Genomic DNA, 24,634 nt, shown 5'->3' with positions numbered 1-24,634 from the left:
GCCAGCACGTCTGGCCGGGCAAGGCGCTAGGCGTGAAGCGGTTGCGCGCGGTAAATCGCAATCAGTTCGGCAATCAGCTCTTTCGCCAGAATGGAGGTCATCAGGTGATCCTGAGCATGGACCATCACCAGCGTCATTTTGGTTTTTCCCTCGCCTTCGTCAGCTTCGATAAGCTGGGTCTGCACAAGGTGAGCTTCGCGGGAATAGTGCGTCGCTTCCTGCATTTTGGCGTCGGCGGTGGCGAAATCACCCGCTTTAGCGGCGTGCAGCGCTTCGTAGCACAGGCTACGGGACTGGCCGGCGTTGATGATGATCCCCATCACCTGTTCTTCTAATTCCATGATTATCCTCTGAATCGTTAGCGTTAAGCGGTTTGCGCCGCGTTTTCAGCCTGGTCGACGGCGTTTTCACGCTCCTGGGCCAGCAGCTGTTTTTCGTAAGCTTTGAGAAATGGCAGGTACATCACCATGGCGGTGGCCATACAAATAAGGCACAGGATCACCGGGCTAAAGCTCCAGTTCGCCGCCCACGAGGCGCCGATAGGGGCCGGCGTCGTCCACGGCGTCATCGACACTACGCGGCTGACCAGGTCCAGCTTCAGCGCAAAGTATGCCAGGGTCGCGTTGACCATCGGCACCAGCACGAACGGCAGGAAGAACAGCGGGTTCATGATGATCGGCGCGCCGAACAGAATCGGTTCGTTGATGTTAAATACGCCCGGCACCACGCCCATCCGGCCAATCGTCCGCAGATGCACGGCCTTGCTGCGCAGCAGCATCAGCGCCAGCGGCAGGGTTGAGCCGACGCCGCCGATCAGCAGATAGTGATCCCAGAAGCCCTGGACATAGATGTGCGGGATAGCGGTGCCAGCGGCCATCGCCGCCTGATTGACCGACAGGTTGGCCATCCAGAACGGGTTCATGATCCCGGTGACGATCAGCGCGCCGTGGATCCCGGCGAACCACAGTACCTGACAGACCAGCACTGACAGCAGGATCGCCGGCAGCGTATCGGAAGCTGCGACCAGCGGTTTCACCAGCGACATGATCGCTTCCGGAATGATCATCCCCAGCTGGGCCTCGATAAACAGGTTCAACGGATGTAGCGTCAGGATGATCGCCAGCACCGGGATCAGGATCTCGAACGAGCGCGCTACCCCGGCAGGCACTTCCGGCGGCAGGCGAATGGTGATGTTATGTCGCTTGAGGAAGGCGTACAGCTCGGTGGAATAGATAGCCACCAGAATGGCGGTAAAGATCCCCTGGCCGGAGAAGTAGGCAGTAGAGATCTGGCCATCTTTCAGCGGCGCGGCGACCAGCAGAAACGACATCAGCGACAGCATCCCGGCGGTCAATGAGTCCAGGTGATGGTGCTTGGCGAGGCTGGCGGCGATCCCGACGGCGATAAACAGGGTCATCACCCCCATGCTGAAGTTGAACGGCAGCATCAGCGCCTCGCGATGATCGAGCGAAAATTGCAGCCAGGCGCGGGCAAAGCCCCACGTCGTATCCGGAGAAAACGGCGGGAAGATAAACACCAGCAAAAACGAGCCGACGATCATAAAGGGCAGGGCGGTAATAAAACCGTCGCGGATGGAGGTAACGTATTTTTGCTGGCCGATCGCTCCCGCCATAGGCGTGATCTGCCGTTCGATCACATCGATCAATTTAGCGTACAGAGAGCTCATGATCTTTCCTTAGTTCTTGTTTTCGATGAGGGAAAGGGCGAAATCAAGGACTGCGGCGCCTTTTTGCATGCCGTAGTCCATCATATTGATGGGTTCGACGCGGATACCGTATTTATCCGCCTGCTTTTGCAAATCCTGCTGCATGTATTTCACCTGCGGCCCCAGCAGCACCACCTGATAATGGCCAACCTGTTCGGCGAACTCCGCTACGCCATAGGCGTTGATCTCTACCGGCAGGCCCCGCTGTTCGGCTTCCGCAATCATTTTTTTCATCAGCAGGCTGGTGGACATGCCTGCCGAACAACACAACATAATTTTTTTCATAAGTACCGCTCCTGATGAGGTTGGATGTGCGGACTATAGTCAAAATGGATGCATTACGGAAAGCGCTTTCCATTTATGGATTTATTTATTGTGACCATGATCACCTATGGCAGGCTTTCACTTTCCGGTGTTGTGGGCGATCATCCCGGCGAGACAATCATTCGCAAAGGTAGGAGTATGAACATTCAGTTAATGAATGTGGCCGTGGACATCATCGAGCAGCGGCTGGCGCCGTTGGCGAATGTTCTGACGCGCAACAACCACATTACGGCGATGCGCGATAGCTTTGCGCTGGCGATGCCATTTGTGATTGTTGGCAGCCTGTTGGTTCCCATTTTGTTTCCGCCCGTTTCCATCGACGGCGCCTCGCGTTTCGGCCAGGTCTATTTGCTGCTGCGGCCTATCCTGCTGCCGACCTTTCAGCTAACCATTGGCCTGGTGGCGCTGATTGTCGCTTTCGGCGCCAGCGCCAGTCTCGCCAAGCAGTACCGTCTGCCGGAACGGCTCTGTGGTTTAACCGGGTGTCTGGCTTTTCTGCTGTTTATTGGCTTTCGCGAGACTGCGGTGAGCAACGTTTATCTCGGCGGCATGGGGATATTTACCGCCCTGATATCCAGTACCTACTCCATTGAGATAATTCGTTTTTTCTACAAAAAAGGCTGGTGTATCCGCCTGCCTGATGAAGTGCCGCTGATGACTCGCAATGGCTTTCAACTGCTGATCCCGCTGCTGGTGGTGATGCTGTCGATAAGCGTGATGAATGCCATACTGCTGCAGACGACCGGGCGCATCGTACCGGAGCTAATCAGCGAAGCGGTGCGACCGCTGGTGCTGGCGTCCGACACGTTGATGGCGGTACTTATCTCTTTGTTAATCTGTAACTTACTCTGGTTTATCGGTATCCACGGCGCGCTGATTATCACCGGGATTATGAACCCCTTCTGGATGACCTATCTGTTTGAAAATCAGCAGGCTTTGGCGGCGGGTTCGCCAACGCTGCCGCATATTTATCTGCAGGGATTCTGGGATTTTTACCTGCTGATCGGCGGTATCGGCTCCACTCTGCCGCTGGTATTGATGGCGATGCGCAGCCGCTCACGGCAGCTGAAAAGCGTGGCCAAAATTGGCCTGCTGCCGTCGCTGTTTAATATCAACGAGCCGATACTGTTTGGTTTTCCGGTGATCATGAACCCGGTTTTTTTACTGCCGTTTCTCTTTGTTCCGCTGATAAATGCCTGTATTGCATGGTATTTGACTCAGCTGGGCATCCTCGATCGCGCGGTGGCGATGCTACCCTGGTCGATGCCTTCTCCGCTGGGGGCGGCATGGTCGGCGAACGGCAGCTGGAAAAATTTGTGCATGAGCCTGTTCGCGATGTTTAACGCCTGGATGCTTTATCGCCCCTTCTTCAAAGTTTACGAACGCCAGCTCGCGGAAACCGAGCGCTGATCCCCTCGCCGTCGGCGGCTTCTCCCCCGACGGCACCTGTTCACTTTCTCTTTCTTCCGCTCTGCTGCCGGCTTCCGGCGGTATTCTTGTTATTTTATGTGATCAGTCTCACGAATATATTCGTCGCAGAGCGAATTTTGTGAACCAGATAGGCAATTATGGAAAGCGCTTTCCATTAGTGGATGTACATTTCCATTTTTGATCCGTAAATTTCCCCTCCGTTATCGGTTCGTGTTAACAAACATAACGTGGGAAAAAAATAATGATAAAGCTGAAACACTCAATACCTCTGGCTCTCCTCTCGCTGGCCGGGACCAGCAGCCTGGCCTGCGCCGATCCGAAGTATGATTTTGCGCTGCATGGCTATATTCGCTCCGGGATCCTTGCCAATTCTGATGGCAACCGCGCGGACTCCGTCGGCTTGATGCCGGACGGCAAGTGGCGACTGGGCAACGAAGAAGACACCAAGATCGAACTGATCCCCACCGTGACGCTGACGGCGGACAGCGGCGTGGTGGCGAAAGTGCAGGCCAACCTTACTCACCAGTCGAAATGCACCTCCGACTGGAACTGTCAGGATGACGATGGCCATGATGTGCAGTTTCGTGAAGGGTTCGCCGAGCTGAGCAATCTGGATTTTGCGCCGGAGATGACCTTCTGGGCCGGTAAGCGCTACAGCAGCTCCAACACTTCCAGCCATCAGTTTGACTGGGAGTACATTCAATACAATGGCACCGGCGGCGGCTTCGATAACATGGATCTGGGCTTCGCCCGCTTCGACGCCGGGGTCTACGCCTTTTCGCCCACCGATGAAACCAAAGCCTACCCGGTGGATAAGGGAGATCAGGGCTACCCGGATGATTACTCCCTCAACCTGTGGCTGAAAAAGATCGCCGGGACAGGCTTCGATCTGGAGCTGATCGGCCACCACATGAACCGTAACGAAAAGCATCCGACTTCCGCCGAAAAGGGCTATGGCGTGACCGGTATTTATAACTTTGACGGTTTCTATGGCCTCACCGGGGGGTACTCCCGCCTCGCATTGCAGTACGGCAAAGGGCTGGCGGCGGGCGACTCGCTGGGTAAAAACGGCTGGGGCTGGGCCAATCTGGAAAACACCCAGTCCTGGCGGGTGGTGCTGGATAGCGTGGCCTCGATGGGCGATCTGGAAATCTCCACCTTTGCCTTCTGGCAGAAGGATAAAAACTACCGCTGGTGGACGGAAGATGACAATGGCTGGGGACGCTCGATGTGGGTCGCCGGTATCCGCCCCTATCATCAGATTACCCGCAACTTTGCCATGCAGTACGAGCTGGGCTACGAATACCTGGATGACAAAAACTACAAAGGGGTTAACGGAAAAGGCAAAGGCGGCCTGACCAAAGTCACCGTTGCGCCAACGCTGACCTTTGACTCCGGCTTCTGGGCGCGCCCGCAGCTGCGTTTCTTCGTCACCTACGCGAAGTGGGACAAAGGTGTCTCCGATGCGCTGGACGGCAACTACAACTGGGATACCAATACCATCACCGCCGGCGGTTATTCCCGCAGTGGCTCAACCGACACCGTTAACTTCGGCGTACAGGCCGAAGTCTGGTTCTAAGGAGAGACAGCGATGAAGCCGATGAAAAACCTGCTGCTAATGGGGCTGCTGTCCGCGCTGGGGGCCGGCGGGGCGCTGGCCGCCGAGCGCTCGCATTTTGAACACTTTATCACTCGCGACGGCGCCGCTCTCAAGGATGGCGATAAGGTGTTTCGCTTCGCCGGGATCCACGCGCCGGAGCTGCACCGCATTGAAGACGACGCCCGCGGCCCCTGCAGGGCAGACCCGCGCGGCTGGGGGCAATACTTTAAATGGCCGACGGCCCAGGAGCAGCAAAACTGGATCCAGGCGATGGTGCAAACCGGGGCGAAAGCCCAGCGCGTCTACGTGCTGTCGGTGCAGCAGGAGTTTGACAAGGCCTGCGGCCGCGAGACCCATATTCTCGCGCCGGAAACGGCGGACGGCATGCCGCGGCTGAATGAGAAAGCCATGCGGGTGTATGACAACATGATTGCCGAAGCGGATAAACAGGGATTGCGACTGATCCTGCCCTTTATCGACCACTGGTGGTGGTGGGGCGGGCGCGAGCAGCTGGCGGCGTTCTACCACGAAAAAGCGGAAGACTTTTATCGTACCGATAGCAAGACCTTCAAAGCCTATCTGGATGTGATCCGTCAGGTCATCACCCGGACAAATACCGTCACCGGCCGCGCCTATTTTGATGAGAAGGCGATCATGGCCTGGGAGACCGGTAACGAGCTGGAGGATACCAATGCCGATTTTCTGCAGCAGACCGCGGCGTGGATTAAAAAGTGGGCTCCCAACCAGCTGGTGATGGATGGCACCTATAAGAAAATCAATTCTTTTGCGTTGACTGACCCCAATGTGGATATCGTCAGCAATCACTATTACACCAACGCCGATAATAACCATCCCGGGCAGGTGACGCAGGATCTGCGCGCCGTCGGCGGGCAAAAAGTCTATCTCGTCGGCGAGTTTGGCTTGCTGCCGGCGGATCAGCTGAACGCCATTATGCAGTCGATTGTTCACAGCGAGGTCAACGGGGCGCAAGCCGCCGGGGGGCTTATCTGGGGCTTCCGCGGCCATCGTCACGACGGCGGCTTCTACTGGCATAAGGAGTCGACCGGACACTACAGCTACCACCTGCCGGGGTTTGCAAAAGAAGGCGAAGCGAACCAGGAGCAGGCGGTGGTCGATCTGGTGCGCACCGCCGCAGCGCAGATGGCCGGACAGCAGAGGATGGCGCCGCTGCCGAAGCCGGACGCGCCTCTGCTGCGCGAGACCACCTCGCCCTTCGCGATCAACTGGATGGGTGCCGCGGTAGGACGTAGCTACGATGTCGAACGCGCTGGCTCGCCGACCGGGCCGTGGACGGTGGTGGGCCGGGATATATCCGATGGCGTTAACGAATGGAACCCGGAAACCATGGTTCTGTTCCGCGACGATTATCGTCAGCTTCAGCTCGGGCGGACGTACTACTACCGGGTGAGGGCGAAAAACGAGAGCGGTCGTTCTGCCCCTTCCAATGTGATTAGCGTGAAGCATAGTGAGGTGAATCAGCCGCCGGCTATCACGCTGGAACCCGCCTTAACTACCACTCAGGACCAGGGCGTCGAGCTTACGGCCAACTGGCAGGACGATGGCCTGCCGTCGCGAGAGGTGAAAGTGGGCTGGCAGCACGCCGGCGACGGACAGGTACATTTCTGCCATGCCGATCGGCCGCAAACCCGGGCCTGGTTCACGGCGCCAGGCACCTATGCGCTGACGTTCACTGCCGACGATGGGCTGCTGAAAAGCAGCAAAACCGTGACCGTGACGGTGGGCGAGGCGACGGGGAAGGCGCCGGCGGATTTCTGTCGTTATCACGGCAAAGTCTATGGCGTGGCTGAGGGGCGCCTGACGGTAATGAAGAGTGATAAAGACGCGCTGGCAGTTGGCGAGGACGGTTTTCTCGGCCCATTTGCCAGCGAGGGGGATAAGATCAGTTGGCAGGTGCAGGCGCCGTGGAGCGGTCAGTTCCAGCTCAACGTAACCTTCAACGGCAAATGGGGCGGCAAGCAGAACTCCTTTGTCGTCAACGGGGGCGCTCCGCAGGCCGTGGCCTTCCCGCAGACGGATGAGCAGGGCCAGCAGCTGCGGATACCCGTAACGCTGAAAGCGGGGAGCAATCAGGTTGACTTCGGCCGCTTCGCCGGCGACTGGGGCTATATGTTTATTAAATCGATCGAAGTGGTCGCGGAGTAGTACGCTCAGGCTGCGCCAGACGGGCGCAGCCTTTTTTCGAAAGGAGAGGTTATGCAGCAGTATCAGTTTCCGCAAGGGTTTCTGTGGGGGGCGGCGGCGTCCGGCCCGCAAACGGAAGGGGTCACCAATAAACGCCATCGTTCCATCTGGGACAGCTGGTTTGCTGAACAGCCGGAGCGATTTTATCAACAGGTAGGGCCGCAAACCGTGTGTGATACTTATCATCAGTATCCGCAGGACGTGGCGCTGATGAAACAGACCGGCTTTAACTCGTTTCGAACCTCGATTCAGTGGTCACGACTGATCGCGGATTTTGAAACCGGCGCGCCGGACCCGGACGCGGTGCGTTTTTATCACGCCTATCTTGATGAGATGATCGCCAACGGCATTGAGCCGATGATCAATCTCTACCATTTTGATATGCCGGAGGTGCTGCAGAAACAGTACGGTGGCTTTGAATCGGCGCACGTAGCAGAGCTGTTTGCCCGCTTTGCCCGCACCGCCTTTAACCTGTTTGGCCATAAGGTTAAATACTGGATAACCTTCAACGAGCCGATTGTACCGGTTGAGGGAGGCTACCTGTACGACTTCCACTATCCGTGTAAGAAAGATGGCCGGCTGGCGGCGCAGGTGGCGTTTAACATTATGCTGGCGCATGCCAAAGCGGTAACGGCTTATCGTGAACTGGCGCTGGCGGGCGAGATCGGCGTGGTGCTCAACCTGACTCCGAGCTATACGCTCACCGACAGCGACGCGGATAAAAAGGCCGCCTGGTATGCCGACCTGTTTTTTAACCGCAGCTTCCTTGACCCGCTGGTAAAACATGAATTCCCTAAAGCGCTGTGCGAGATCCTCGCCGCCCACGACTGCCTGCCGACGACCAGCAAAGACGACGTGGCGTTGATCCTCAGCGCGGAGATCGATTTTCTTGGGGTGAACTATTACGTGCCGCGGCGGGTAAAAGCGCGTGAGAGCGAATATGACCTCGATTATTTCACCCCGGAATACTATTTCGAAAACGCGGTGAACCCGCAGGGCCGCTTTAACCCCTATCGTGATAACAACGAGATCCTGCCGCAGGCTATTTACGACATTGCCGCCAATATTCGTGAAAACTACGGCAATATTAAGTGGTATCTCGCGGAAATCGGTATCGCGATGGATCGACAATCAGAGGGAGAGCCCGCGGCGGACGGGGTCATAGACGATACTTTCCGCATTCAACTGATGGAAGAGCATCTGGTGCAGCTGCACCGCGCTATCGCCGACGGCGCGAACTGCTTTGGCGTGCATCAGTGGACGTTTATCGACAACTGGTCGTGGATCAATGCCTTCAAACGGCGCTACGGCTTCTGGCGACTGGATCTGGAGACTGGCGAGCGACAGATAAAACGCAATGCGCTGTGGTTTGCCGAACTGGCGACCAGCAACGGTTTTACCCGCGACAAATAGCGCGCTGCGCCAGCGCTCCCTCCTGCCGGCGCGCAAAGAGGGAGCGTGCGAGGCTACACCAGTTCGTCTTTATTAATGCCCAGCCGCTTCATGCGCGACAGGAGCGTGGTGCGCTTCAGCCCCAGCCGCTGGGCGGCGCCCTTCGGTCCGGCCACCACGCCGTTGCTCTCCTTCAGCACCCGGACGATCAGTTGATATTCATCTTCGCCTTCCTCAGGCAGGACCTCTGGTGACCGCGGAGGCTCGACGATATCCCGCTCCGGCAGGGAGAGCTGCAGCACGTTGCCGCGGGTCAGCAGGACCGCCCGTTCGATGACGTTTTCCAGTTCGCGCACGTTGCCCGGCCACTCCATGCGCGTCAGGGTGCGCAGGGTTTCCGCCGGGATGCTGTCGATATTGCGTCCCATGCGGCGGGCGATTTTGAAGGTAAACGCCTTCACCAGCAGCGGGATGTCGTCGGGACGCTCGCGCAGCGGCGGCAGGTGGATCGGGAACACGTTGAGCCGGTAGTAGAGATCGCTGCGGAATTCCCTATCGATAACCATTTGCTTGAGATCGCGGTTGGTGGCGGCGATCAGTCGGACGTCGGTCTGGATCAGCTTGTTGCTCCCCAGGCGTTCGAACTCCTGCTCCTGGAGGACGCGCAGCAGCTTGGGCTGCAGCTCCAGCGGCATATCGCCCACTTCATCAAGGAACAGGGAGCTTTTGTCCGCCAGTTCGAAGCGGCCGATACGCTGGGCGCTGGCCCCGGTAAACGCGCCGCGTTCGTGGCCGAACAGATCGCTCTCCAGCAACCCGGCGGGCATCGCGGCGCAGTTCATCTTCACCATCCGCCGACTGTTTCGTCCGCTGAGGTTATGAATGGCGCGGGCGATAAGCTCTTTACCGGTGCCGGTTTCGCCGAGGATCAGCACGGTGCTGTCGCTGTGAGCCACCATCTCGACCTGCTTGAGCACATTGTTCATCGCCTCGCTGCGGCCGATGATCTCCCCGAATTCGCTCTCGACATTGTTGAGCTGCTCGGTGAGGGCGAGGTTCTCATCCACCAGTCGCTCTTTCAGGCGCTGAATTTCGCGGTAGGCGAGGGCGTTATCGATAGCAATCGACACCCGCTCGGCGATCTGCCGCAGCAGCTTGAGATTGGTGGTGGTAAACACCTGTTCGTCGCACTGCGCCAGCTTCAGCACGCCGAGCAGAGTGTTGCCGGACATCAGCGGCAGCAGGCACAGGGTCTGGATCTTGTTGCCCCACATCTCGAAGAGCATTTTCTCGTACGGCGCGAGAGTGTCATGCTCGTGCAGGTTAAGCAGCAGCATCTCTTTGCTTTTGAACACCCGCTCGGTGAGGGTGCCGGCTTCATCCACCTCGCTCTGGTCGTGAACCGGATGGCTGGCGTCAAGATAGTGGGTGGAATAGATGTTGAGCTTCCCTTTGCGGTTGCTGCGCAGCACTACGCTGATGGCATCGATCCGGAAGTAGCGATGGATCTCTTTCGCCACCTCGCTAACCAGCTCGTCGATATCCAGACGCGAGAGGACCGCGTTGGTGATCGCCACCAGGATGCGAAAGTTGTCGCGCTCGTGGCACAGCAGATCGTAATCGACGTTGTTGCTGACCCGGTTCTGAATCTGCTCGGTGACGACGGCGACGATCTGCGCGAAGGTATGCAGCCGCTGGAACTCTTTCTCGCTCCATGGCCGGTTGTCACGACGCAGAAATTCGCAACCGCCGAAGATCCGCCCGTCGGCCGCCAGCGGCAGCAGCGAGTAGTACCCGAACGGACGATACAGTCCGCTGCGGATAAGCTGCGGCCAGGTGTCGGCAAAGGTTTCATGATCGCAATGCAGGGCATCCGGCCGGGAGAGTAAGCGACGCACCGGACCGTGGGCTAGCACGGTTTCATCTTCGTAGCTCACCGGCTGGCCTGCCTCATCGCAGGCGTATCTGGCCGCGCGGTGGTTGCCTGCGTTCCACAGGATAATGGCCGCTTCGTCGGCCAGCGCGGACTGTTGCACCAGACGGGTCAGGGTTTCGCTTAGCGCGGCCAGGTCGGGCTGCTGTAATAAAAGCCGGGTGATATCGAACAGCCCCTGCTGGCCGAGATCGCTCATCGGTGTATACGACATTGCTTACGTCCAAAACGCGCCGACAACGCGGCGCATAAGAAAATGATGGTACAAATAATAGTATGTTAATAAAGCGGTTGTGACCGCCGTTAACCCATCCATGGGCGCCCGCTGGTTTGGGCAAAATAATTACGCTGGCTTTCTCCCGGCTCGCGCTGCGCTTAGCCGGGCTACATATGCGCGCAGTTTTGTAGCCCGGATAAGGCGCCAGCCGCTATCCGGGACCCGACGCCGTCGTTAACAAATTCTCGGCAGCGGCTCGGCGTGGGGAAGATCGAGCGTCCGCTTCACGCCGTACAGCCCGACAGAACGCACCCCCGGGCGGGCGACCACCTCGCCGATTATCGCCGCCTCGCATCCCAGGGCGTGAGACCGTAGATGCGTCAGCACGTTTTCCGCTTCTTCGCGGGCGACGGCGATCACCAGCTTGCCTTCATTGGCGAAGTTCAGGGCGTCCAGTCCGAGCAGCTCGCAGACCCCGCGCACAGTGTCGTTGACCGGCAGCTTTGCCTCGTGCAGTTCAATGCCGCAGCCGCTGGCGACGGCGAACTCATGGGCGACGGCGTTGACGCCGCCGCGGGTGGCGTCGCGCAGGGCTTTTACGCCGCGCAGCGGCCGCAGGGTTTGGATCAGCGGCGTCAGCACCGCGCAGTCGCTGGACAGCGCGCCGTCGAGCCCCATCTGCTCACGCAGATTAAGGATGGTGGCGCCATGATCCCCCAGCGTGCCGCTGACCAGCAGCACATCGCCGGCGCTGATCTGCTGCGTCCCCCAGCGAACGTCCGCCGGGATGGCGCCGATGCCGGCGGTGTTGATAAACAGCTTATCCGCCGCGCCGCGCGGCACCACTTTGGTATCGCCGGTGACGATGGCGATCCCTGCCGCCCGAGCGGTATCGGCCATGCTGGCGACCACCGCTTCCAGGGTAGTGATCTCCAGCCCCTCTTCGAGAATAAACCCGCAGGAGAGATAGCGCGGGATGGCGCCGCTGACCGCCACGTCGTTGGCGGTACCGCAGACGGCCAGCTTGCCGATATTGCCGCCGGGAAAGAACAGCGGGTCAATCACATAGCTGTCGGTGGAGAAGGCGAGGCGATCCCCCTGAGCGGCAAGCGCCGCCAGATCGAGGCGCGCCTGATCCTCCTGCTCCGCCAGCCAGGGGTTGGCGAAAGCCTGCATAAACAGGTCGCCGATCAGCTGCTGCATTGCCTGACCGCCGCTACCGTGGGCTAACTGGACGCTTTTCATGCTTCATATTCCTGACTGCGATATTGATACCAGGCGGCGCAGGCCCCTTCCGAGGAGACCATCAGCGCGCCAAAGGCGCTTTGCGGATTGCAGGTGCTGGCGAAGAGCGGGCACTGGTGCGGTTTACAGCGACCGGTCAACACCTCGCCGCAGCGGGCGCGCGGGTCGTCGCACACGCGCTGCGGCGCCGGGCGGAAATGGGCCTCGGCATCGAAGCGCTGATAGGCCGGCGTGAGGTGCACGCCGGAGTCGCTGATGACCCCCAGACCGCGCCATTCGCTGTCGCCATCAAGGCAGAACACGTCGGCCATCGCCGCCTGCGCCAGCGGGTTGCCGGCATCCGGCACCACGCGACGGTACTGATTTTCCACTTCGCTACGCTGCGCTATTGTCTGCTCAACCAGCATCACCGCGCCTTGCAGTAGATCAAGCGGTTCGAAACCGGCGACCACTAACGGGCGATGATAGTTGCTGGCGATAAAGCCGTAGGCTTCGGTGCCGATCACCATACTGACGTGGCCGGGGGCGAGAAAGGCGTCGATACCGTTGTCCGGCTGATCCAGCAGGCTGCGCAGGGTCGGCAGCAGGGTGATGTGCTGACAGAAAAAGAAGAAGTTTTCGACGTTGCGCTCCCGCGCCTGACGCAGGGTGAGGGCGGTGGCGGGCATGGTGGTTTCGAAACCGAGACCGAAAAAGACCACCTCACGCTGCGGGTTTTGCTGCGCCAGCCGCAGGGCGTCCATCGGCGAGTAAACGATGCGAACATCGGCGCCGCTGGCTTTCGCCTGCAGCAGTGAGCCGTTTTTGCCCGGCACGCGCATGGCGTCGCCGAAGGTACAGAAGATCACCCCCGGGCGGCTGGCAATCTCAATGCAGGCGTCGATGCGCCCCATCGGCAGGACGCACACTGGGCAGCCGGGCCCATGAATAAATTCGATATTCTCCGGCAACAGCTGGTCGAGCCCGAATTTAAAAATGGCATGAGTATGGCCGCCGCAGACCTCCATAATGCGCAGCGGACGCTGCGCGGTGTGCGGCAGCAGATGGGCACGCTGCTGAAGATGGGCCACCAGCTGCATGACCTGCTCGGGGGCGCGGTATTCGTCAACGTAACGCATTATCGCTCCTCGCCGTACAGCAGGGCGCCGACGTCCGGCTCCACGTCAAACATATTTTGCAGCGCCTCGAGCGTATCGCGCGCTTCGGCTTCATTGATCACGCTCATGGCGAACCCGACGTGCACCAGCACCCACTGGCCGAGACGCGGCTGACCCTGGTCGTCAACGGCGCCCACCAGCGTCAGGTCAACGTCGCGCTGAATGCCACAGACTTCCACCTTCGCCAGCACGCCGTCGATGGCGCAAATTTGTCCCGGAATGCCTATGCACATCGTTGCGTCTCCAGCCAGGTGAGCCACTGGTCCATGCCTTCGCCGCTGGTGGCGGAGAGGAGGATAATTTCAATATGCGGATTGACCTCGCGGGCGCAGGCCAGGCATTTACCGACGTCGAAATTGAGATACGGCAGGAGGTCGACTTTGTTGAGCAGCATCAGGCTGGCGGCGGCGAACATATGCGGATACTTCAGCGGCTTGTCTTCGCCTTCGGTGACCGACAGCACCGCCACCTTATGGCGTTCGCCGAGGTCGAAGCTCGCCGGGCAGACCAGGTTGCCGACGTTTTCAATAAACAGAATGCCGTGGTCAGCCAGCGGCAGGCGCGGGGCGGCGTCGGCGATCATCTGGGCGTCGAGGTGGCAGCCTTTCCCGGTGTTGACCTGGATCGCCGGAGTGCCGGTGGCGCGAATGCGGGCGGCGTCATTGACCGTTTGCTGGTCGCCTTCGATCACCGCGCAGTCGGCACGCCCTTTCAGCCGGGTGAGGGTTTCGGTGAGCAGGGTGGTTTTGCCGGAGCCGGGGCTGGAAACCAGATTCAGCACCAGCTGCTGCTTTGCCGCAAAGCGCGCGCGGTTGCGCGCCGCCAGGCGGTTGTTTTTATCCAGCACGTCGATTTCCACTTCCAGCATCCGCCGCTGGCTCTGGCCCGGGGCGTGAGTCCCCGCTTCGCCATGGCCGTAATGCAGATCGCCCTCTGTCGTGCGGGTGGGGGCGAAGTGGTCAGTTTTGACGCCGGTGATGGTCATCGTCTGGCGTGGGGCGGGCGCGAAGGGGGCGCTGCGGAACGCGGAATGCGGGTTTCGTTCGTCTCCTTCAATATAGAGGTTGCCTTCGCCACAGCCGCATGTCGTACACATAATTTACTCCAATTCTAAACGCTGAATCTGTAAGCCGTCATCCGCCACGATCTGTAGCTGGTCGTTATTGCAGTGCGGGCAGCGGCGGACGTGCTGCGAGACAAGATGGACGTACTGCTGACAGCGTTCGCACCAGCATTCAGCCTGTTGTTCGGCGATATGCAGTTCACACCCCTCCGCCAGCGTGCCGCGGCAGACCAGCTCAAAGCAGAAGGTCAGGGCGCTGGCTTCGACGCAGGAAAATGCCCCGACCTTAAGCCACACGCCGGTCACCCGTCGCGCGCCGGCCTGCTGCGCCTGTTGTTCAATAATTTCCAGCGCCCGCTGGCTGAGGGTGATTTCGTGCATAGTCGCCTCCGTATCGCGATGCGCCTTTTATGCAATAACGATGCCAGAACAGACTCATGGCGGTGGGAAATGTCGATGACGACGCGCCGGGGCTGTCATCGACATGTCGCGTCGGCAGGAGATAAATATAAAAACATAATTAAATCAAATAAATAAAATGTGGCACGGAAAATGCTTAAACGGTGCATCTCATGCTACGGAGAAACCGATATGACTATTTGGGAAATAAGTGAAAAGGCGGATTACATCGCCGACCGTCACCGGCAGCAGCAGGAGCAGTGGCATATCTACTGTAACTCGCTGGTTCAGGGGATCACCCTGTCGAAAGCCCGCCTGCATCACGCGATGAGCTGCGCGCCGGACAAAGAGCTGTGCTTCGTGCTGTTCGGCCATTTTCAGGTGTTCGTCGCCCTGGCGGAAGGCTTCAACAGCCACACCATCGAATACTACGTCGAAAACAAAGGCGGCGGTGATAAGTATCTGATTGCTCAGGCCACGCTCGCCGCGGATGGCACGGTGGACGGGCGGATCAGCAACCGCTCCCGCGACCAGGTGCTGGAGCACTATCTGGCGATTATCGCCACCGTCTATGACCGTCTGTACGACGCCATGGAGCAAGACCAACCGGTGGACTTAAGCCATCTGGCTCTGACCCACTGATCGCAAGGTGTCGACATGTGTCGAAAATGACACCTGCGCAACCTGATTTCGTCAAAAGTGACTTTCACCCGAGGATGACCCGGTGAACCGTTTTGTAATTGCTGACTCCACTGTCTGTATCGGCTGCCGCACCTGCGAAGCCGCCTGCTCTGAGACGCATCGCCAACATGGCCTGCAGGCGATGCCGCGGCTGCAGGTGATGCGTAATGAAAAAGAATCGGCACCGCAGATGTGCCACCACTGCGAAGACGCCCCCTGCGCCGCTGTCTGTCCGGTTAACGCCATCCAGCGCGTCGATGGCGCTGTCCAGCTCAACGAGAGCCTGTGCGTAAGCTGCAAACTGTGCGGCATCGCCTGCCCGTTTGGCGCGATCGAATTTTCCGGCAGCCGTCCGCTGGATATTCCGGCCAATGCCAATACCCGACTGGCGCCCCCCGCGCCGCCGGCGCCGGCCCGCGTCAGCTCGCTGCTCGACTGGGTGCCTGGGGTGCGCGCCATTGCCGTGAAATGCGACCTCTGCCACTTCGATGACCAGGGTCCGGCCTGCGTGCGGACCTGTCCGACCAAAGCGCTGATGCTGGTGGATAGCCGTGATATCGCCCTGGCCAGCAAGCGTAAACGCCAGCTGACCTTTAATACCGACCTTGGCGACTTGTCGCTGTTCCAGGCGCAACAGGGGGAGAGGGAATGAGTGTAATTGGATTAGTCAATCAGGCGGTGACATGGTACGCCGCCAGCGCCGTGCTGGCCTTTGTGTTTGCCATGCGTAAACCGCTCAGCGGCGCCATTGCCGGGATCGGCGGCGCGGTGGCCAGCGCCATGCTGGTGGTTGCCGGCGGGGCCGCGCTGTTGATGCCGGATCGGATCCACGGCGGCATGCTGCAGTTTCTCCATCTGACGATGCGGGTGGGCGGCGTGAACGCCCTGTGGCTGCTGGCCATTGGCCTGTCGGCGCTGCCGGTGTCGCTGTTTAACATTAGCTGGCATCGCCACCCGCAGGTGAAGGCCAACGGCCTGCTGGTCAACCTGCTGCTGGCCGCCGCCACCTGTGCGGTGGTGGTGACCAATATCGGCTCGCTGGTGGTGATGGCGGAGATCATGGCGCTCTGCGCGGCGTTTCTCACGGGCTGCGCCGCCTCCGGCAAGCTGTGGTTTGCCCTGGGTCGTCTCGGCACGTTGCTGATGGCCTGGACCTGCTGGCTGGTGTGGTCGACCTACGGCACCCTCGAGCTGGCGCAGATCAATCTTCAGGCGGTGGATATGATGCAGAGTCCGCTGCTGTGGCTGCCGGGGCTGGCGGGGTTCGCCCTGCTGGCGGGGGCTATCCCGCTGCACGGCTGGGCGCCGCAGGCGCACGCCGGGGCCAGCGCGCCGGCCGCCGCGCTGTTTTCCACTGTGGTCATGAAGGTCGGTCTGTACGGCATGTTAACCGTTTCGCTGGCCGGCGGCGTGCCGCCGCTGTGGTGGGGCGTGATGCTGCTGGTGCTGGGGATGATCACCGCCTTTATCGGCGGGCTGTATGCGTTGATGGAACATAACATTCAGCGCCTGCTGGCCTATCACACCCTGGAGAACATCGGCATTATCCTGCTGGGGCTGGGCGCCTTCGTCACCGGCGTGGCCACCCGCAACAGCACGCTGATGGTGCTGGGTTTCATCGGTGGCATGTATCACCTGATTAACCACAGCCTGTTCAAAACTACGCTGTTCCTCGGCGCCGGGGCGGTGTGGTTCCGCACCGGCCATCGCGATATCGAGAAGCTGGGCGGCATCGGTAAAAAAATGCCGCTGATCTCCCTCGCCATGCTGGTGGGGCTGATGGCGATGGCGGCCCTGCCACCGCTGAACGGCTTCGCCGGCGAGTGGGTTATCTACCAGTCCTTCTTCAAAATGAGCACCAGCGACCTGTTTATTGGCCGTCTTCTGGGGCCGCTGCTGGCGGTCGGCCTGGCGATCACCGGCGCGCTGGCGGTGATGTGTATGGCCAAAGTCTATGGCGTCACCTTCCTCGGCGCGCCGCGGAGCAAAGAGGCGGAAAACGCCACCTGCGCCCCCTGGCTGATGACCCTGAGCGTGGTCATGGCGGCGGTCTTCTGCCTCGTTGGCGGCATCGCCGCGCCGTGGCTGCTGCCGCTGGTGAGCGGTGCCTTCCCGCTGCAGGCCCAGGTGTCGAGCGTGGTGTCGCAGCCGATGATCGCGCTGCTGCTTATCGCCTGCCCGCTGCTGCCGTTCTTGTTGATGATCTTCTTTAAAGGCGATCGCCTGGCGGCGCGCTCGCGCGGCGCGGCCTGGGTCTGCGGCTACGATCACGAACAGTCGATGGTGGTCACTGCCCACGGTTTCGCCATGCCGGTGAAAGAGGCCTTTGCGCCGCTGCTGAAGCTGCGTCACTGGCTGAATCCGGTGCGTCTGGTGCCGGGCTGGCAATCGGCCTCGGCGCCAGCGCTGCTGCGCGGAATGGCGCTGGTTGAGCTGGCGGTGCTGGTGGTGATTGTCATTTCGCGAGGAGCCTGAGAATGAGTTTGTTAATTGCATTGCTACAGGCGCTGGCGCTGTTTGCCGTCGCGCCGCTGTTATCCGGGATCGTTCGCGTCGCCCGCGCGCGGCTGCATAACCGCCGCGGTCCGGGCGTGCTGCAGGAGTATCGGGATATCCTGAAACTGCTGGGCCGCCAGAGCGTTGGTCCCGACGCCTCGGGCTGGGTGTTCCGCCTGACGCCGTACGTCATGGTGGGCGTGATGCTGACCATCGCCACCGCCTTGCCGGTGGTGACGGTGGACTCTCCGCTGCCGGTGCTTGGGGATCTCATCACCTTGATCTACCTGTTCGCCATCGCCCGTTTCTTCTTCGCGATTTCCGGTCTGGACACCGGCAGCCCATTTACCGCGCTGGGCAGCAGCCGCGAAGCGATGCTCGGCGTGCTGGTGGAGCCGATCCTCCTGCTGGGCCTGTGGGTCGCCGCGCAGGTCGCCGGCTCGACGCACATCAGCACCATTACCGATACCCTTTATCACTGGCCGGCAGCGCGCAGCATTCCCTTGATTCTGGCGCTGTGCGCCTGCGCCTTCGCCACCTTTATCGAGATGGGCAAACTGCCGTTCGATCTGGCGGAAGCGGAGCAGGAGCTGCAGGAGGGGCCGCTTTCCGAGTACAGCGGTAGCGGCTTTGGCATCCTGAAGTGGGGCATCAGTCTCAAACAGCTGGTGGTGCTGCAGATGTTTGTCGGGGTCTTTTTCCCGTGGGGCCAGATGACCAGCTTCAGCGTCGGCGGCCTGCTGCTGGCGCTGGTGGTGGCCGTCGTCAAGCTGGTGGTGGGCGTGCTGATCATCGCGCTGTTCGAGAACAGCATGGCGCGTCTGCGTTTTTGTGCCACCTCCCGCGTCACCTGGGCCGGGTTTGGTTTTGCCTTTTTAGCCTTCGTCTCCTTGCTGGTGGCGTGATTTAAGAGAGTTTGAGCATGTCTGAAGAAAAAATCGGTCAACACTATCTTGCGGCGCTGCACCAGGCCTTTCCGGGCGTGGTGCTGGACGAAGCCTGGCAGACCAAAGACCAGTTAACCATCACCGTGAAGGTCAATTACCTGCCGGAAGTGGTGGAGTTTCTCTACTACCAGCAGGGCGGCTGGCTGTCGGTGCTGTTCGGCAACGATGAACGTAAGCTGAACGGCCACTACGCGGTCTATTACGTACTGTCGATGGAGCAGGGCACCAAATGCTGGATCACCGTGCGCGTGGAAGTGGACGCCAACAAACCGGAATACCCGTCGGTGACGCCGCGCGTGCCGGCGGCGGTGTGGGGCGAGCGCGAAGTACGCGACATGTACGGCCTGGTGCCGGTCGGCCTGCCGGACGAACGCCGGCTGGTGCTGCCGGACGACTGGCCGGACGAACTCTATCCGCTGCGTAAAGACAGCATGGACTACCGCCAGCGTCCGGCGCCGACCACCGACGCCGAAACCTACGAGTTCATCAACGAGCTCGGCAGCAAGAAAAACAACGTGGTGCCGATCGGTCCGCTGCACGTCACTTCCGATGAGCCCGGCCATTTCCGCCTGTTCGTTGACGGTGAGAACATTATCGATGCCGATTACCGTCTGTTCTATGTCCACCGCGGCATGGAGAAACTGGCGGAAACCCGCATGGGTTATAACGAAGTGACTTTCCTGTCTGACCGCGTGTGCGGCATCTGCGGCTTCGCCCACAGTACCGCTTATACCACCTCGGTGGAGAATGCGATGGGCATCGTGGTGCCGGAGCGGGCGCAGATGATCCGCGCCATTCTGCTGGAGGTGGAACGCCTGCATTCGCACCTCCTGAACCTTGGTCTGGCCTGCCACTTCACCGGCTTCGACTCAGGCTTTATGCAGTTCTTCCGCGTGCGCGAAACCTCGATGAAGATGGCGGAGATCCTCACCGGCGCGCGTAAAACCTACGGTCTGAACCTGATCGGCGGGATCCGCCGCGACCTGCTGAAAGAGGACATGATCCAGACCCGTCAGCTGGCGCAGCAGATGCGTCGCGATGTGCAGGAGCTGGTGGATATGCTGCTCAGCACCCCGAACATGGAGCAGCGCACCGTCGGCATTGGCCGGCTGGACCCGGAAATCGCCCGCGACTTCAGTAACGTTGGCCCGATGGTGCGCGCCAGCGGCCACGCCCGTGATACCCGCGCCGACCATCCGTTCGTCGGTTACGGCCTGCTGCCGATGGAGGTTCACAGCGAGCAGGGCTGCGACGTGATATCCCGCCTCAAGGTGCGGATCAACGAGGTTTATACCGCGCTGAACATGATTGATTACGGTCTCGATAACCTGCCCGGCGGTCCGCTGATGGTGGAAGGGTTCACCTATATCCCGCACCGCTTCGCGCTGGGCTTCTCCGAGGCGCCGCGCGGCGACGATATCCACTGGAGCATGACCGGCGACAACCAAAAACTGTACCGCTGGCGCTGCCGGGCGGCGACCTACGCCAACTGGCCGACCCTCCGCTACATGCTGCGCGGCAACACCGTTTCCGATGCGCCGCTGATCATCGGCAGCCTCGACCCGTGCTACTCCTGTACCGACCGCATGACCGTGGTCGATGTACGCAAGAAGAAGAGCAAAGTGGTGCCGTACAAAGAGCTGGAGCGCTATAGCATCGAGCGTAAAAACTCGCCGCTGAAATAAGGAATCGCCATGTTTACCTTTATTAAAAAAGTCATTAAGACCGGCACCGCGACGCACGCCTACCCGCTGGAGCCGATGCCGGTAGATAAAAACTTCCGCGGCAAGCCGGAGCATAACCCGCAGCAGTGTATCGGCTGCGCGGCCTGCGTGAATGCCTGCCCATCGAACGCCCTGATGGTCGAGACCGATCTGGCCACTAACCAGCTGGCGTGGCAGTTCAACCTCGGGCGCTGCATCTTCTGCGGCCGCTGCGAAGAGGTCTGCCCGACGGCGGCGATTAAGCTGTCGCCGGAGTATGAGCTGGCGGTGTGGAAGAAAGAGGATTTCCTTCAGCAGTCGCGCTTCGCTATCTGCCACTGCCGGGAGTGCCAGCGGCCGTTCGCGGTGCAAAAGGAGATCGACTACGCCATCGCGCTGCTCAAGCATAACGGCGATACCCGCGCCGAGCTGCACCGCGAAAGTTTCGAAACCTGCCCAGAATGCAAGCGCCAGAAATGTCTGGTGCCGTCCGATCGTATTGAACTGACCCGCCACATAAGGGAGGCCAGCTGATGAGCACTTTACTTGGCCCGCGCGATGAAAACGGCATTCCGGTGCCAATGACGGTGGATGAATCCATCGCCAGCATGAAGGCCTCGCTGCTGAAGAAAATTAAACGTTCGGCCTACGTCTACCGCGTCGACTGCGGTGGTTGTAACGGTTGCGAAATCGAAATCTTCGCCACCCTTTCGCCGCTGTTCGACGCTGAACGCTTCGGGATTAAGGTTGTGCCTTCGCCGCGCCATGCCGATATCCTGTTGTTTACCGGGGCGGTGACCCGCGCGATGCGCTCCCCGGCGCTGCGCGCCTGGCAGTCGGCGCCGGATCCGAAGATCTGTATCTCCTACGGCGCCTGCGGCAACAGCGGCGGCATCTTCCACGACCTGTACTGCGTCTGGGGCGGTACCGATAAAATCGTACCGGTCGATGTCTATATTCCGGGCTGCCCGCCGACGCCCGCCGCCACCCTGTACGGCTTCGCCATGGCCCTCGGCCTGCTGGAGCAGAAAATTCACGCCCGCCTGCCGGGCGAGCTTGACGAACAGCCGACCGAGCTGCTGCACGCCGATATGGTACAACCCCTGCGGGTGCGTATCGATCGCGAAGCGCGGCGTCTGGCGGGCTATCGCTATGGCCGGCAGATTGCTGACGACTATATGCGTCTGCTCGGCCAGGGCGACAGCCAGGTGCTGCGCTGGCTGGAGGCGGAAAAAGATCCGCGTCTGACCGAGATCGTCACCCATCTCAACCAGGTGGTCGAGGGGGCGCGTATCCGATGAGCGAGACGGTGGTGTTCAGTCAGCTGAGCCGTAAATTTATTGATGAGAACGACGCCACGCCGGATCAGGCGCAGCAGGTGGTCTATTACAGCCTGGCGATTGGCCACCACCTCGGCGTTATCGACTGTCTTGAGGCGGCGCTGAGCTGCCCGTGGGAGGCGTATCTGGCGTGGATCGCCACCCTTGAGGCCGGCAGCGCCGCGCGGCGCAAAATGGAGGGCGTGCCGAAGTATGGCGAGATCGTCATCGACAGCAGCCACGTGGCAATGCTGGCCAACGCCTTTGATAAAGCGCAGTCCACGCAGACCCCGCAGCAGCAGGCGTGGAGCAAAGCGATGCTCAGCATGCTGCATGATATTCACCAGGAGAGCGCCATCTATCTGATGGTGAGGAGATTACGTGACTAACGTTTTACTCTGTGTTGGCAACAGTATGATGGGCGACGACGGCGCCGGCCCGCTGCTGGCGGAGATGTGCGCGGCGAACCCGGCCGGCCAGTGGGTGGTCATCGACGGCGGCAGCGCGCCGGAAAACGACATCGTGGCGATCCGTGAATTACGCCCCGAACGCCTGCTGATTGTTGATGCCACCGACATGGGCCTTAACCCCGGCGACATTCGCGTCATCGACCCCGACGACATCGCCGAGATGTTTATGATGACCACCCATAACATGCCGCTCAACTATCTGGTCGATCAGCTGAAAGAGGACGTCGGCGAGGTGATCTTCCTCGGCATTCAGCCGGATATCGTCGGTTTTTATTATCCGATGACCCAGCCGGTGAAAGAGGCCGTTGCCCGGGTATACCAGCAGCTGGCAGGCTGGCAGGACCACGGCGGCTTTGCCCGGCTGGAGGCCGCAGACGATTAACCCTGCGGCGATCAGGGCTCCCCGACGGCGCACGACTGGCCTGCCGGGAGCCCCGTTACCGGCGGCGCCAGCTCAAGATTCTCTATCACTAATTTACCGGGCGACACCGAGACTCTGACCTGCGTGCCGACCGGAAATCCCGCCTGCTCCAGCCAGTCGCCGTTCAGGCTCAGGGCCGCGTGGCGGGTGTAGCGCCGCGTCTCCCGCGTTTTGCGGTTCTCATGGCGTTTTCTGACATAACCCACGGTTAACTGGCGAATGGCCCTGACGATCCCTCTGGCTGCGGGGGGATGCTGTGCGTTCATGATTTGCTCCTTGCTGAAGATACCCCTGAAAATATACTGGATAAAATACCAGTTGTTGTGAACGGGAGGCAAACCAGAAACTGGAATCAGGCTCGAGAAAAAAACATGTAATGGATGCAACAGAAAGCAGACGCCCGTCCCCCGGCCCCCGGCCAGCGCAGGGAGACGGGCGAGCGCCGGAGACGCGCTTAGTCGAGGTCGGCGCCGTTGCTGGCTATTACCTTCTGGTACCAGAAGAACGACTTTTTACGCTTGCGCGCCAGCGTGCCGTTGCCGGCGTCGTCGCGATCGACATAGACAAAGCCGTAGCGTTTGCTCATCTCGCCGGTTGACGCCGAGACCAGATCGATACAGCCCCAGCTGGTGTAACCCAGCACCGGAATACCGTCGCCGATGGCGTCGCGCATCGCCTTGATGTGCTCGCGCAGGTAGCTGATACGATAATCGTCATTGATCTCGCCCCTGGCGTCGATCTCGTCCCGGGCGCCGAGCCCGTTTTCCACCAGGAACAGCGGCTTCTGATAGCGGTCGTACATCATGTTCATGGTGATGCGCAGACCCAGCGGGTCGATGCCCCAGCCCCATTCGCTGGCCGGAATGTGCGGGTTCTTCAGCGACTTGACGATATTGGCGGCATTGGTGTTGCTGGCGTTCATCTCCGCCGAGGCGCAGCGTGAGGCGTAGTAGCTAAAGGAGACGAAATCGACGGTGTTTTTGAGGATCTCGTCATCGCCCGGCTGCTTCGCAATGGTGACCCCCTTTTCCCGGAACACCCGCGCGGCCCACACCGGGTAGGCGCCGCGCGCCTGGACGTCAATAAAGAACAGATTTTCGCGGTCCTTCTCCAGCGCCATCCAGACATCTTCCGGCTTGCAGGAGTAAGGGTAGAAATTACCGCCCGCCAGCATGCAGCCGACCTGATTTTGCGGGTTTATCTCGTGGGCGATTTTTGTCGCCAGCGCGCTGGCCACCAGCTCGTGATGCGCGGCCTGATACTTCACCTGCTCCTGGTTTTCTCCCTCTTCAAACACCAGACCGGCGCCGGAGTAGGGGCTGTGCAGCATGATGTTGATTTCATTGAAGGTGAGCCAGTATTTCACCAGACCGTCAAAAGCTTCAAAGCAGGTGCGGGCGTAGTGGCTGAAGAAATCGACCATTTTGCGGTTGCGCCAGGAGCCGTACTCCATTACCAGGTGCATCGGCACGTCAAAATGGCACAGCGTGACCAGCGGCTCGATACCGTGCTTTTTGCACTCTTCGAACAGCGAGCGATAGAAGGCGATGCCCTGCGGATTCGGCTGCTGCTCGTCGCCGCGCGGGAACAGGCGGCTCCAGGCGATGGAGGTGCGAAAGACGCTGAACCCCATCTCCGCCATCAGGGCGATATCTTCCTTGTAGCGGTGGTAGAAATCGATCGCCTCGTGGCTGGGGTAGAATTCGTCTTCGCGAAGCGTGAAGCGCTTCTCCAGGCCTAATTTTACCGGCAGACGGTGGGCGCCGTGGGGGAGGGTATCCACGGTGGCCATCCCTTTCCCCCCTTCGCGCCATGCGCCTTCAGACTGGTTGGCGGCCAGTGCGCCGCCCCATAAAAATCCCTGTGGGAAACTCGCCATGCGTTACC

At 60.2% G+C, this 24,634-nt stretch carries 24 protein-coding genes; 13 read left to right on the top strand and 11 right to left on the bottom strand.

Annotated elements, in window-relative coordinates; genetic code table 11:
* Positions 1–26: 26 nt before the first annotated feature.
* The 3 genes from ACQUTI_RS14350 to ACQUTI_RS14340 are packed head-to-tail and all read right to left on the bottom strand — an operon-like array spanning position 27 to position 2,011.
* On the bottom strand, positions 27–341 hold the full coding sequence (locus ACQUTI_RS14350; RefSeq protein WP_048325500.1) for a PTS lactose/cellobiose transporter subunit IIA: 315 nt from the start codon (positions 339–341) through the stop codon (positions 27–29).
* Between the two features lie 23 nt (positions 342–364).
* Entirely contained in the window at positions 365–1,687 is a 1,323-nt protein-coding gene (locus tag ACQUTI_RS14345; protein WP_053810021.1) for a PTS sugar transporter subunit IIC, read from the bottom strand.
* 9 nt (positions 1,688–1,696) lie between these two features.
* The gene (locus tag ACQUTI_RS14340; protein ID WP_002914979.1) at positions 1,697–2,011 is read right to left on the bottom strand and encodes a PTS sugar transporter subunit IIB; all 315 of its coding nucleotides are present in this window, start codon (positions 2,009–2,011) and stop codon (positions 1,697–1,699) included.
* Between the two features lie 177 nt (positions 2,012–2,188).
* On the opposite strand from ACQUTI_RS14340, the gene ACQUTI_RS14335 reads away from it, so the two are divergent.
* The 4 genes from ACQUTI_RS14335 to ACQUTI_RS14320 all read left to right on the top strand — a co-directional run bounded on the left by ACQUTI_RS14335 (position 2,189) and on the right by ACQUTI_RS14320 (position 8,717).
* Positions 2,189–3,460, top strand: a complete 1,272-nt coding sequence (locus tag ACQUTI_RS14335) for a PTS sugar transporter subunit IIC (protein WP_004205636.1) — start codon at positions 2,189–2,191, stop codon at positions 3,458–3,460.
* Between the two features lie 262 nt (positions 3,461–3,722).
* Positions 3,723–5,060, top strand: a complete 1,338-nt coding sequence (locus tag ACQUTI_RS14330) for a maltoporin (RefSeq protein WP_004205637.1) — start codon at positions 3,723–3,725, stop codon at positions 5,058–5,060.
* Between the two features lie 12 nt (positions 5,061–5,072).
* Positions 5,073–7,265: a CBM35 domain-containing protein gene (locus ACQUTI_RS14325; RefSeq protein WP_017899630.1), complete on the top strand. Its 2,193-nt coding sequence runs from the start codon at positions 5,073–5,075 to the stop codon at positions 7,263–7,265.
* A gap of 51 nt (positions 7,266–7,316) precedes the next feature.
* The gene (locus ACQUTI_RS14320; RefSeq protein WP_023318993.1) at positions 7,317–8,717 is read left to right on the top strand and encodes a glycoside hydrolase family 1 protein; all 1,401 of its coding nucleotides are present in this window, start codon (positions 7,317–7,319) and stop codon (positions 8,715–8,717) included.
* Positions 8,718–8,770: 53 nt separating this feature from the next.
* On the opposite strand, the gene flhA is transcribed toward ACQUTI_RS14320, so the two are convergent.
* The 6 genes from flhA to hypA form a co-directional block, all read right to left on the bottom strand.
* Positions 8,771–10,843, bottom strand: coding sequence for a formate hydrogenlyase transcriptional activator FlhA (flhA, locus tag ACQUTI_RS14315; RefSeq protein ID WP_428923292.1), 2,073 nt, complete (start codon positions 10,841–10,843; stop codon positions 8,771–8,773).
* Between the two features lie 237 nt (positions 10,844–11,080).
* On the bottom strand, positions 11,081–12,091 hold the full coding sequence (hypE, locus tag ACQUTI_RS14310; protein ID WP_004205640.1) for a hydrogenase expression/formation protein HypE: 1,011 nt from the start codon (positions 12,089–12,091) through the stop codon (positions 11,081–11,083).
* A complete protein-coding gene (hypD, locus tag ACQUTI_RS14305) occupies positions 12,088–13,209 on the bottom strand; it encodes a hydrogenase formation protein HypD (RefSeq protein WP_108433592.1) in 1,122 nt (373 codons plus the stop codon). Before hypD ends, hypE begins: the two co-directional genes overlap by 4 nt.
* Complete coding sequence (locus ACQUTI_RS14300) at positions 13,209–13,481, bottom strand: HypC/HybG/HupF family hydrogenase formation chaperone (protein WP_065802676.1); 273 nt, start codon at positions 13,479–13,481, stop codon at positions 13,209–13,211. Before ACQUTI_RS14300 ends, hypD begins: the two co-directional genes overlap by 1 nt.
* Positions 13,472–14,344, bottom strand: coding sequence for a hydrogenase nickel incorporation protein HypB (hypB, locus tag ACQUTI_RS14295; protein WP_017899634.1), 873 nt, complete (start codon positions 14,342–14,344; stop codon positions 13,472–13,474). The genes ACQUTI_RS14300 and hypB overlap by 10 nt, the downstream gene beginning before the upstream one ends.
* Positions 14,345–14,347: 3 nt before the next feature.
* Entirely contained in the window at positions 14,348–14,692 is a 345-nt protein-coding gene (gene hypA / locus ACQUTI_RS14290) for a hydrogenase maturation nickel metallochaperone HypA (protein ID WP_004205644.1), read from the bottom strand.
* Positions 14,693–14,902: 210 nt separating this feature from the next.
* Between hypA and hycA the strand changes: the two genes are divergently transcribed.
* From hycA to hycI, 9 genes are all read left to right on the top strand, one after another.
* Positions 14,903–15,352 (top strand): formate hydrogenlyase regulator HycA, encoded by a 450-nt coding sequence (gene hycA, locus ACQUTI_RS14285; protein ID WP_004205645.1) that lies wholly within the window; start codon positions 14,903–14,905, stop codon positions 15,350–15,352.
* Positions 15,353–15,434: 82 nt separating this feature from the next.
* Entirely contained in the window at positions 15,435–16,043 is a 609-nt protein-coding gene (locus tag ACQUTI_RS14280) for a 4Fe-4S dicluster domain-containing protein (RefSeq protein ID WP_004205646.1), read from the top strand.
* Positions 16,040–17,866, top strand: a complete 1,827-nt coding sequence (gene hycC, locus ACQUTI_RS14275; RefSeq protein WP_004205647.1) for a formate hydrogenlyase subunit 3 — start codon at positions 16,040–16,042, stop codon at positions 17,864–17,866. Before ACQUTI_RS14280 ends, hycC begins: the two co-directional genes overlap by 4 nt.
* Before the next feature lie 2 nt (positions 17,867–17,868).
* Complete coding sequence (locus ACQUTI_RS14270; protein WP_004205648.1) at positions 17,869–18,792, top strand: respiratory chain complex I subunit 1 family protein; 924 nt, start codon at positions 17,869–17,871, stop codon at positions 18,790–18,792.
* A gap of 17 nt (positions 18,793–18,809) precedes the next feature.
* Entirely contained in the window at positions 18,810–20,519 is a 1,710-nt protein-coding gene (hycE, locus tag ACQUTI_RS14265) for a formate hydrogenlyase subunit HycE (protein ID WP_004205649.1), read from the top strand.
* Positions 20,520–20,528: 9 nt separating this feature from the next.
* Positions 20,529–21,071 carry a formate hydrogenlyase complex iron-sulfur subunit gene (locus ACQUTI_RS14260; RefSeq protein ID WP_048325491.1) on the top strand — a complete coding sequence of 181 codons (543 nt, stop codon included), beginning with the start codon at positions 20,529–20,531 and terminating at the stop codon, positions 21,069–21,071.
* Entirely contained in the window at positions 21,071–21,838 is a 768-nt protein-coding gene (locus ACQUTI_RS14255) for an NADH-quinone oxidoreductase subunit B family protein (protein ID WP_002914891.1), read from the top strand. Before ACQUTI_RS14260 ends, ACQUTI_RS14255 begins: the two co-directional genes overlap by 1 nt.
* Positions 21,835–22,245, top strand: coding sequence for a formate hydrogenlyase maturation HycH family protein (locus ACQUTI_RS14250; RefSeq protein ID WP_004205651.1), 411 nt, complete (start codon positions 21,835–21,837; stop codon positions 22,243–22,245). The genes ACQUTI_RS14255 and ACQUTI_RS14250 overlap by 4 nt, the downstream gene beginning before the upstream one ends.
* On the top strand, positions 22,238–22,708 hold the full coding sequence (gene hycI / locus ACQUTI_RS14245) for a hydrogenase maturation peptidase HycI (protein WP_114508399.1): 471 nt from the start codon (positions 22,238–22,240) through the stop codon (positions 22,706–22,708). The genes ACQUTI_RS14250 and hycI overlap by 8 nt, the downstream gene beginning before the upstream one ends.
* An 11-nt stretch (positions 22,709–22,719) precedes the next feature.
* Here hycI and ACQUTI_RS14240 read toward each other — a convergent pair whose 3' ends face one another.
* Together ACQUTI_RS14240 and ACQUTI_RS14235 are read right to left on the bottom strand one after the other, a co-directional pair.
* Positions 22,720–23,013 carry a SymE family type I addiction module toxin gene (locus ACQUTI_RS14240; protein WP_064178262.1) on the bottom strand — a complete coding sequence of 98 codons (294 nt, stop codon included), beginning with the start codon at positions 23,011–23,013 and terminating at the stop codon, positions 22,720–22,722.
* Positions 23,014–23,201: 188 nt separating this feature from the next.
* Positions 23,202–24,626: a 6-phospho-beta-glucosidase gene (locus ACQUTI_RS14235; RefSeq protein ID WP_023318986.1), complete on the bottom strand. Its 1,425-nt coding sequence runs from the start codon at positions 24,624–24,626 to the stop codon at positions 23,202–23,204.
* Between the last annotated feature and the right edge of the window lie 8 nt (positions 24,627–24,634).

Origin of the sequence: Klebsiella sp. 7-CIP_Kleb., from assembly GCF_050378655.1 — a bacterium.
Taxonomy (GTDB): Bacteria; Pseudomonadota; Gammaproteobacteria; order Enterobacterales; family Enterobacteriaceae; genus Klebsiella; species Klebsiella quasipneumoniae.
Note: the sequence above shows the minus strand (reverse complement) of the source record. Positions and strands in the feature narration are given on the sequence as shown.

Excerpts from the sequence above, each read along its gene's own strand:
- hypD (WP_108433592.1), bottom strand. The coding sequence starts at position 13,209 with ATGCGTTACGTTGACGAATACCGCGCCCCCGAGCAGGTCATGCAGCTG.
- ACQUTI_RS14250 (WP_004205651.1), top strand. The coding sequence starts at position 21,835 with ATGAGCGAGACGGTGGTGTTCAGTCAGCTGAGCCGTAAATTTATTGAT.
- ACQUTI_RS14330 (WP_004205637.1), top strand. The coding sequence starts at position 3,723 with ATGATAAAGCTGAAACACTCAATACCTCTGGCTCTCCTCTCGCTGGCC.
- ACQUTI_RS14320 (WP_023318993.1), top strand. The coding sequence starts at position 7,317 with ATGCAGCAGTATCAGTTTCCGCAAGGGTTTCTGTGGGGGGCGGCGGCG.
- ACQUTI_RS14235 (WP_023318986.1), bottom strand. The coding sequence starts at position 24,626 with ATGGCGAGTTTCCCACAGGGATTTTTATGGGGCGGCGCACTGGCCGCC.
- hypE (WP_004205640.1), bottom strand. The coding sequence starts at position 12,091 with ATGAAAAGCGTCCAGTTAGCCCACGGTAGCGGCGGTCAGGCAATGCAG.
- ACQUTI_RS14270 (WP_004205648.1), top strand. The coding sequence starts at position 17,869 with ATGAGTTTGTTAATTGCATTGCTACAGGCGCTGGCGCTGTTTGCCGTC.
- ACQUTI_RS14335 (WP_004205636.1), top strand. The coding sequence starts at position 2,189 with ATGAACATTCAGTTAATGAATGTGGCCGTGGACATCATCGAGCAGCGG.
- ACQUTI_RS14350 (WP_048325500.1), bottom strand. The coding sequence starts at position 341 with ATGGAATTAGAAGAACAGGTGATGGGGATCATCATCAACGCCGGCCAG.
- hycE (WP_004205649.1), top strand. The coding sequence starts at position 18,810 with ATGTCTGAAGAAAAAATCGGTCAACACTATCTTGCGGCGCTGCACCAG.
- flhA (WP_428923292.1), bottom strand. The coding sequence starts at position 10,843 with ATGTCGTATACACCGATGAGCGATCTCGGCCAGCAGGGGCTGTTCGAT.
- ACQUTI_RS14325 (WP_017899630.1), top strand. The coding sequence starts at position 5,073 with ATGAAGCCGATGAAAAACCTGCTGCTAATGGGGCTGCTGTCCGCGCTG.
- hypA (WP_004205644.1), bottom strand. The coding sequence starts at position 14,692 with ATGCACGAAATCACCCTCAGCCAGCGGGCGCTGGAAATTATTGAACAA.
- hycA (WP_004205645.1), top strand. The coding sequence starts at position 14,903 with ATGACTATTTGGGAAATAAGTGAAAAGGCGGATTACATCGCCGACCGT.
- hycC (WP_004205647.1), top strand. The coding sequence starts at position 16,040 with ATGAGTGTAATTGGATTAGTCAATCAGGCGGTGACATGGTACGCCGCC.
- ACQUTI_RS14345 (WP_053810021.1), bottom strand. The coding sequence starts at position 1,687 with ATGAGCTCTCTGTACGCTAAATTGATCGATGTGATCGAACGGCAGATC.
- ACQUTI_RS14300 (WP_065802676.1), bottom strand. The coding sequence starts at position 13,481 with ATGTGCATAGGCATTCCGGGACAAATTTGCGCCATCGACGGCGTGCTG.
- ACQUTI_RS14260 (WP_048325491.1), top strand. The coding sequence starts at position 20,529 with ATGTTTACCTTTATTAAAAAAGTCATTAAGACCGGCACCGCGACGCAC.
- ACQUTI_RS14255 (WP_002914891.1), top strand. The coding sequence starts at position 21,071 with ATGAGCACTTTACTTGGCCCGCGCGATGAAAACGGCATTCCGGTGCCA.
- hypB (WP_017899634.1), bottom strand. The coding sequence starts at position 14,344 with ATGTGTACGACATGCGGCTGTGGCGAAGGCAACCTCTATATTGAAGGA.
- ACQUTI_RS14340 (WP_002914979.1), bottom strand. The coding sequence starts at position 2,011 with ATGAAAAAAATTATGTTGTGTTGTTCGGCAGGCATGTCCACCAGCCTG.
- ACQUTI_RS14240 (WP_064178262.1), bottom strand. The coding sequence starts at position 23,013 with ATGAACGCACAGCATCCCCCCGCAGCCAGAGGGATCGTCAGGGCCATT.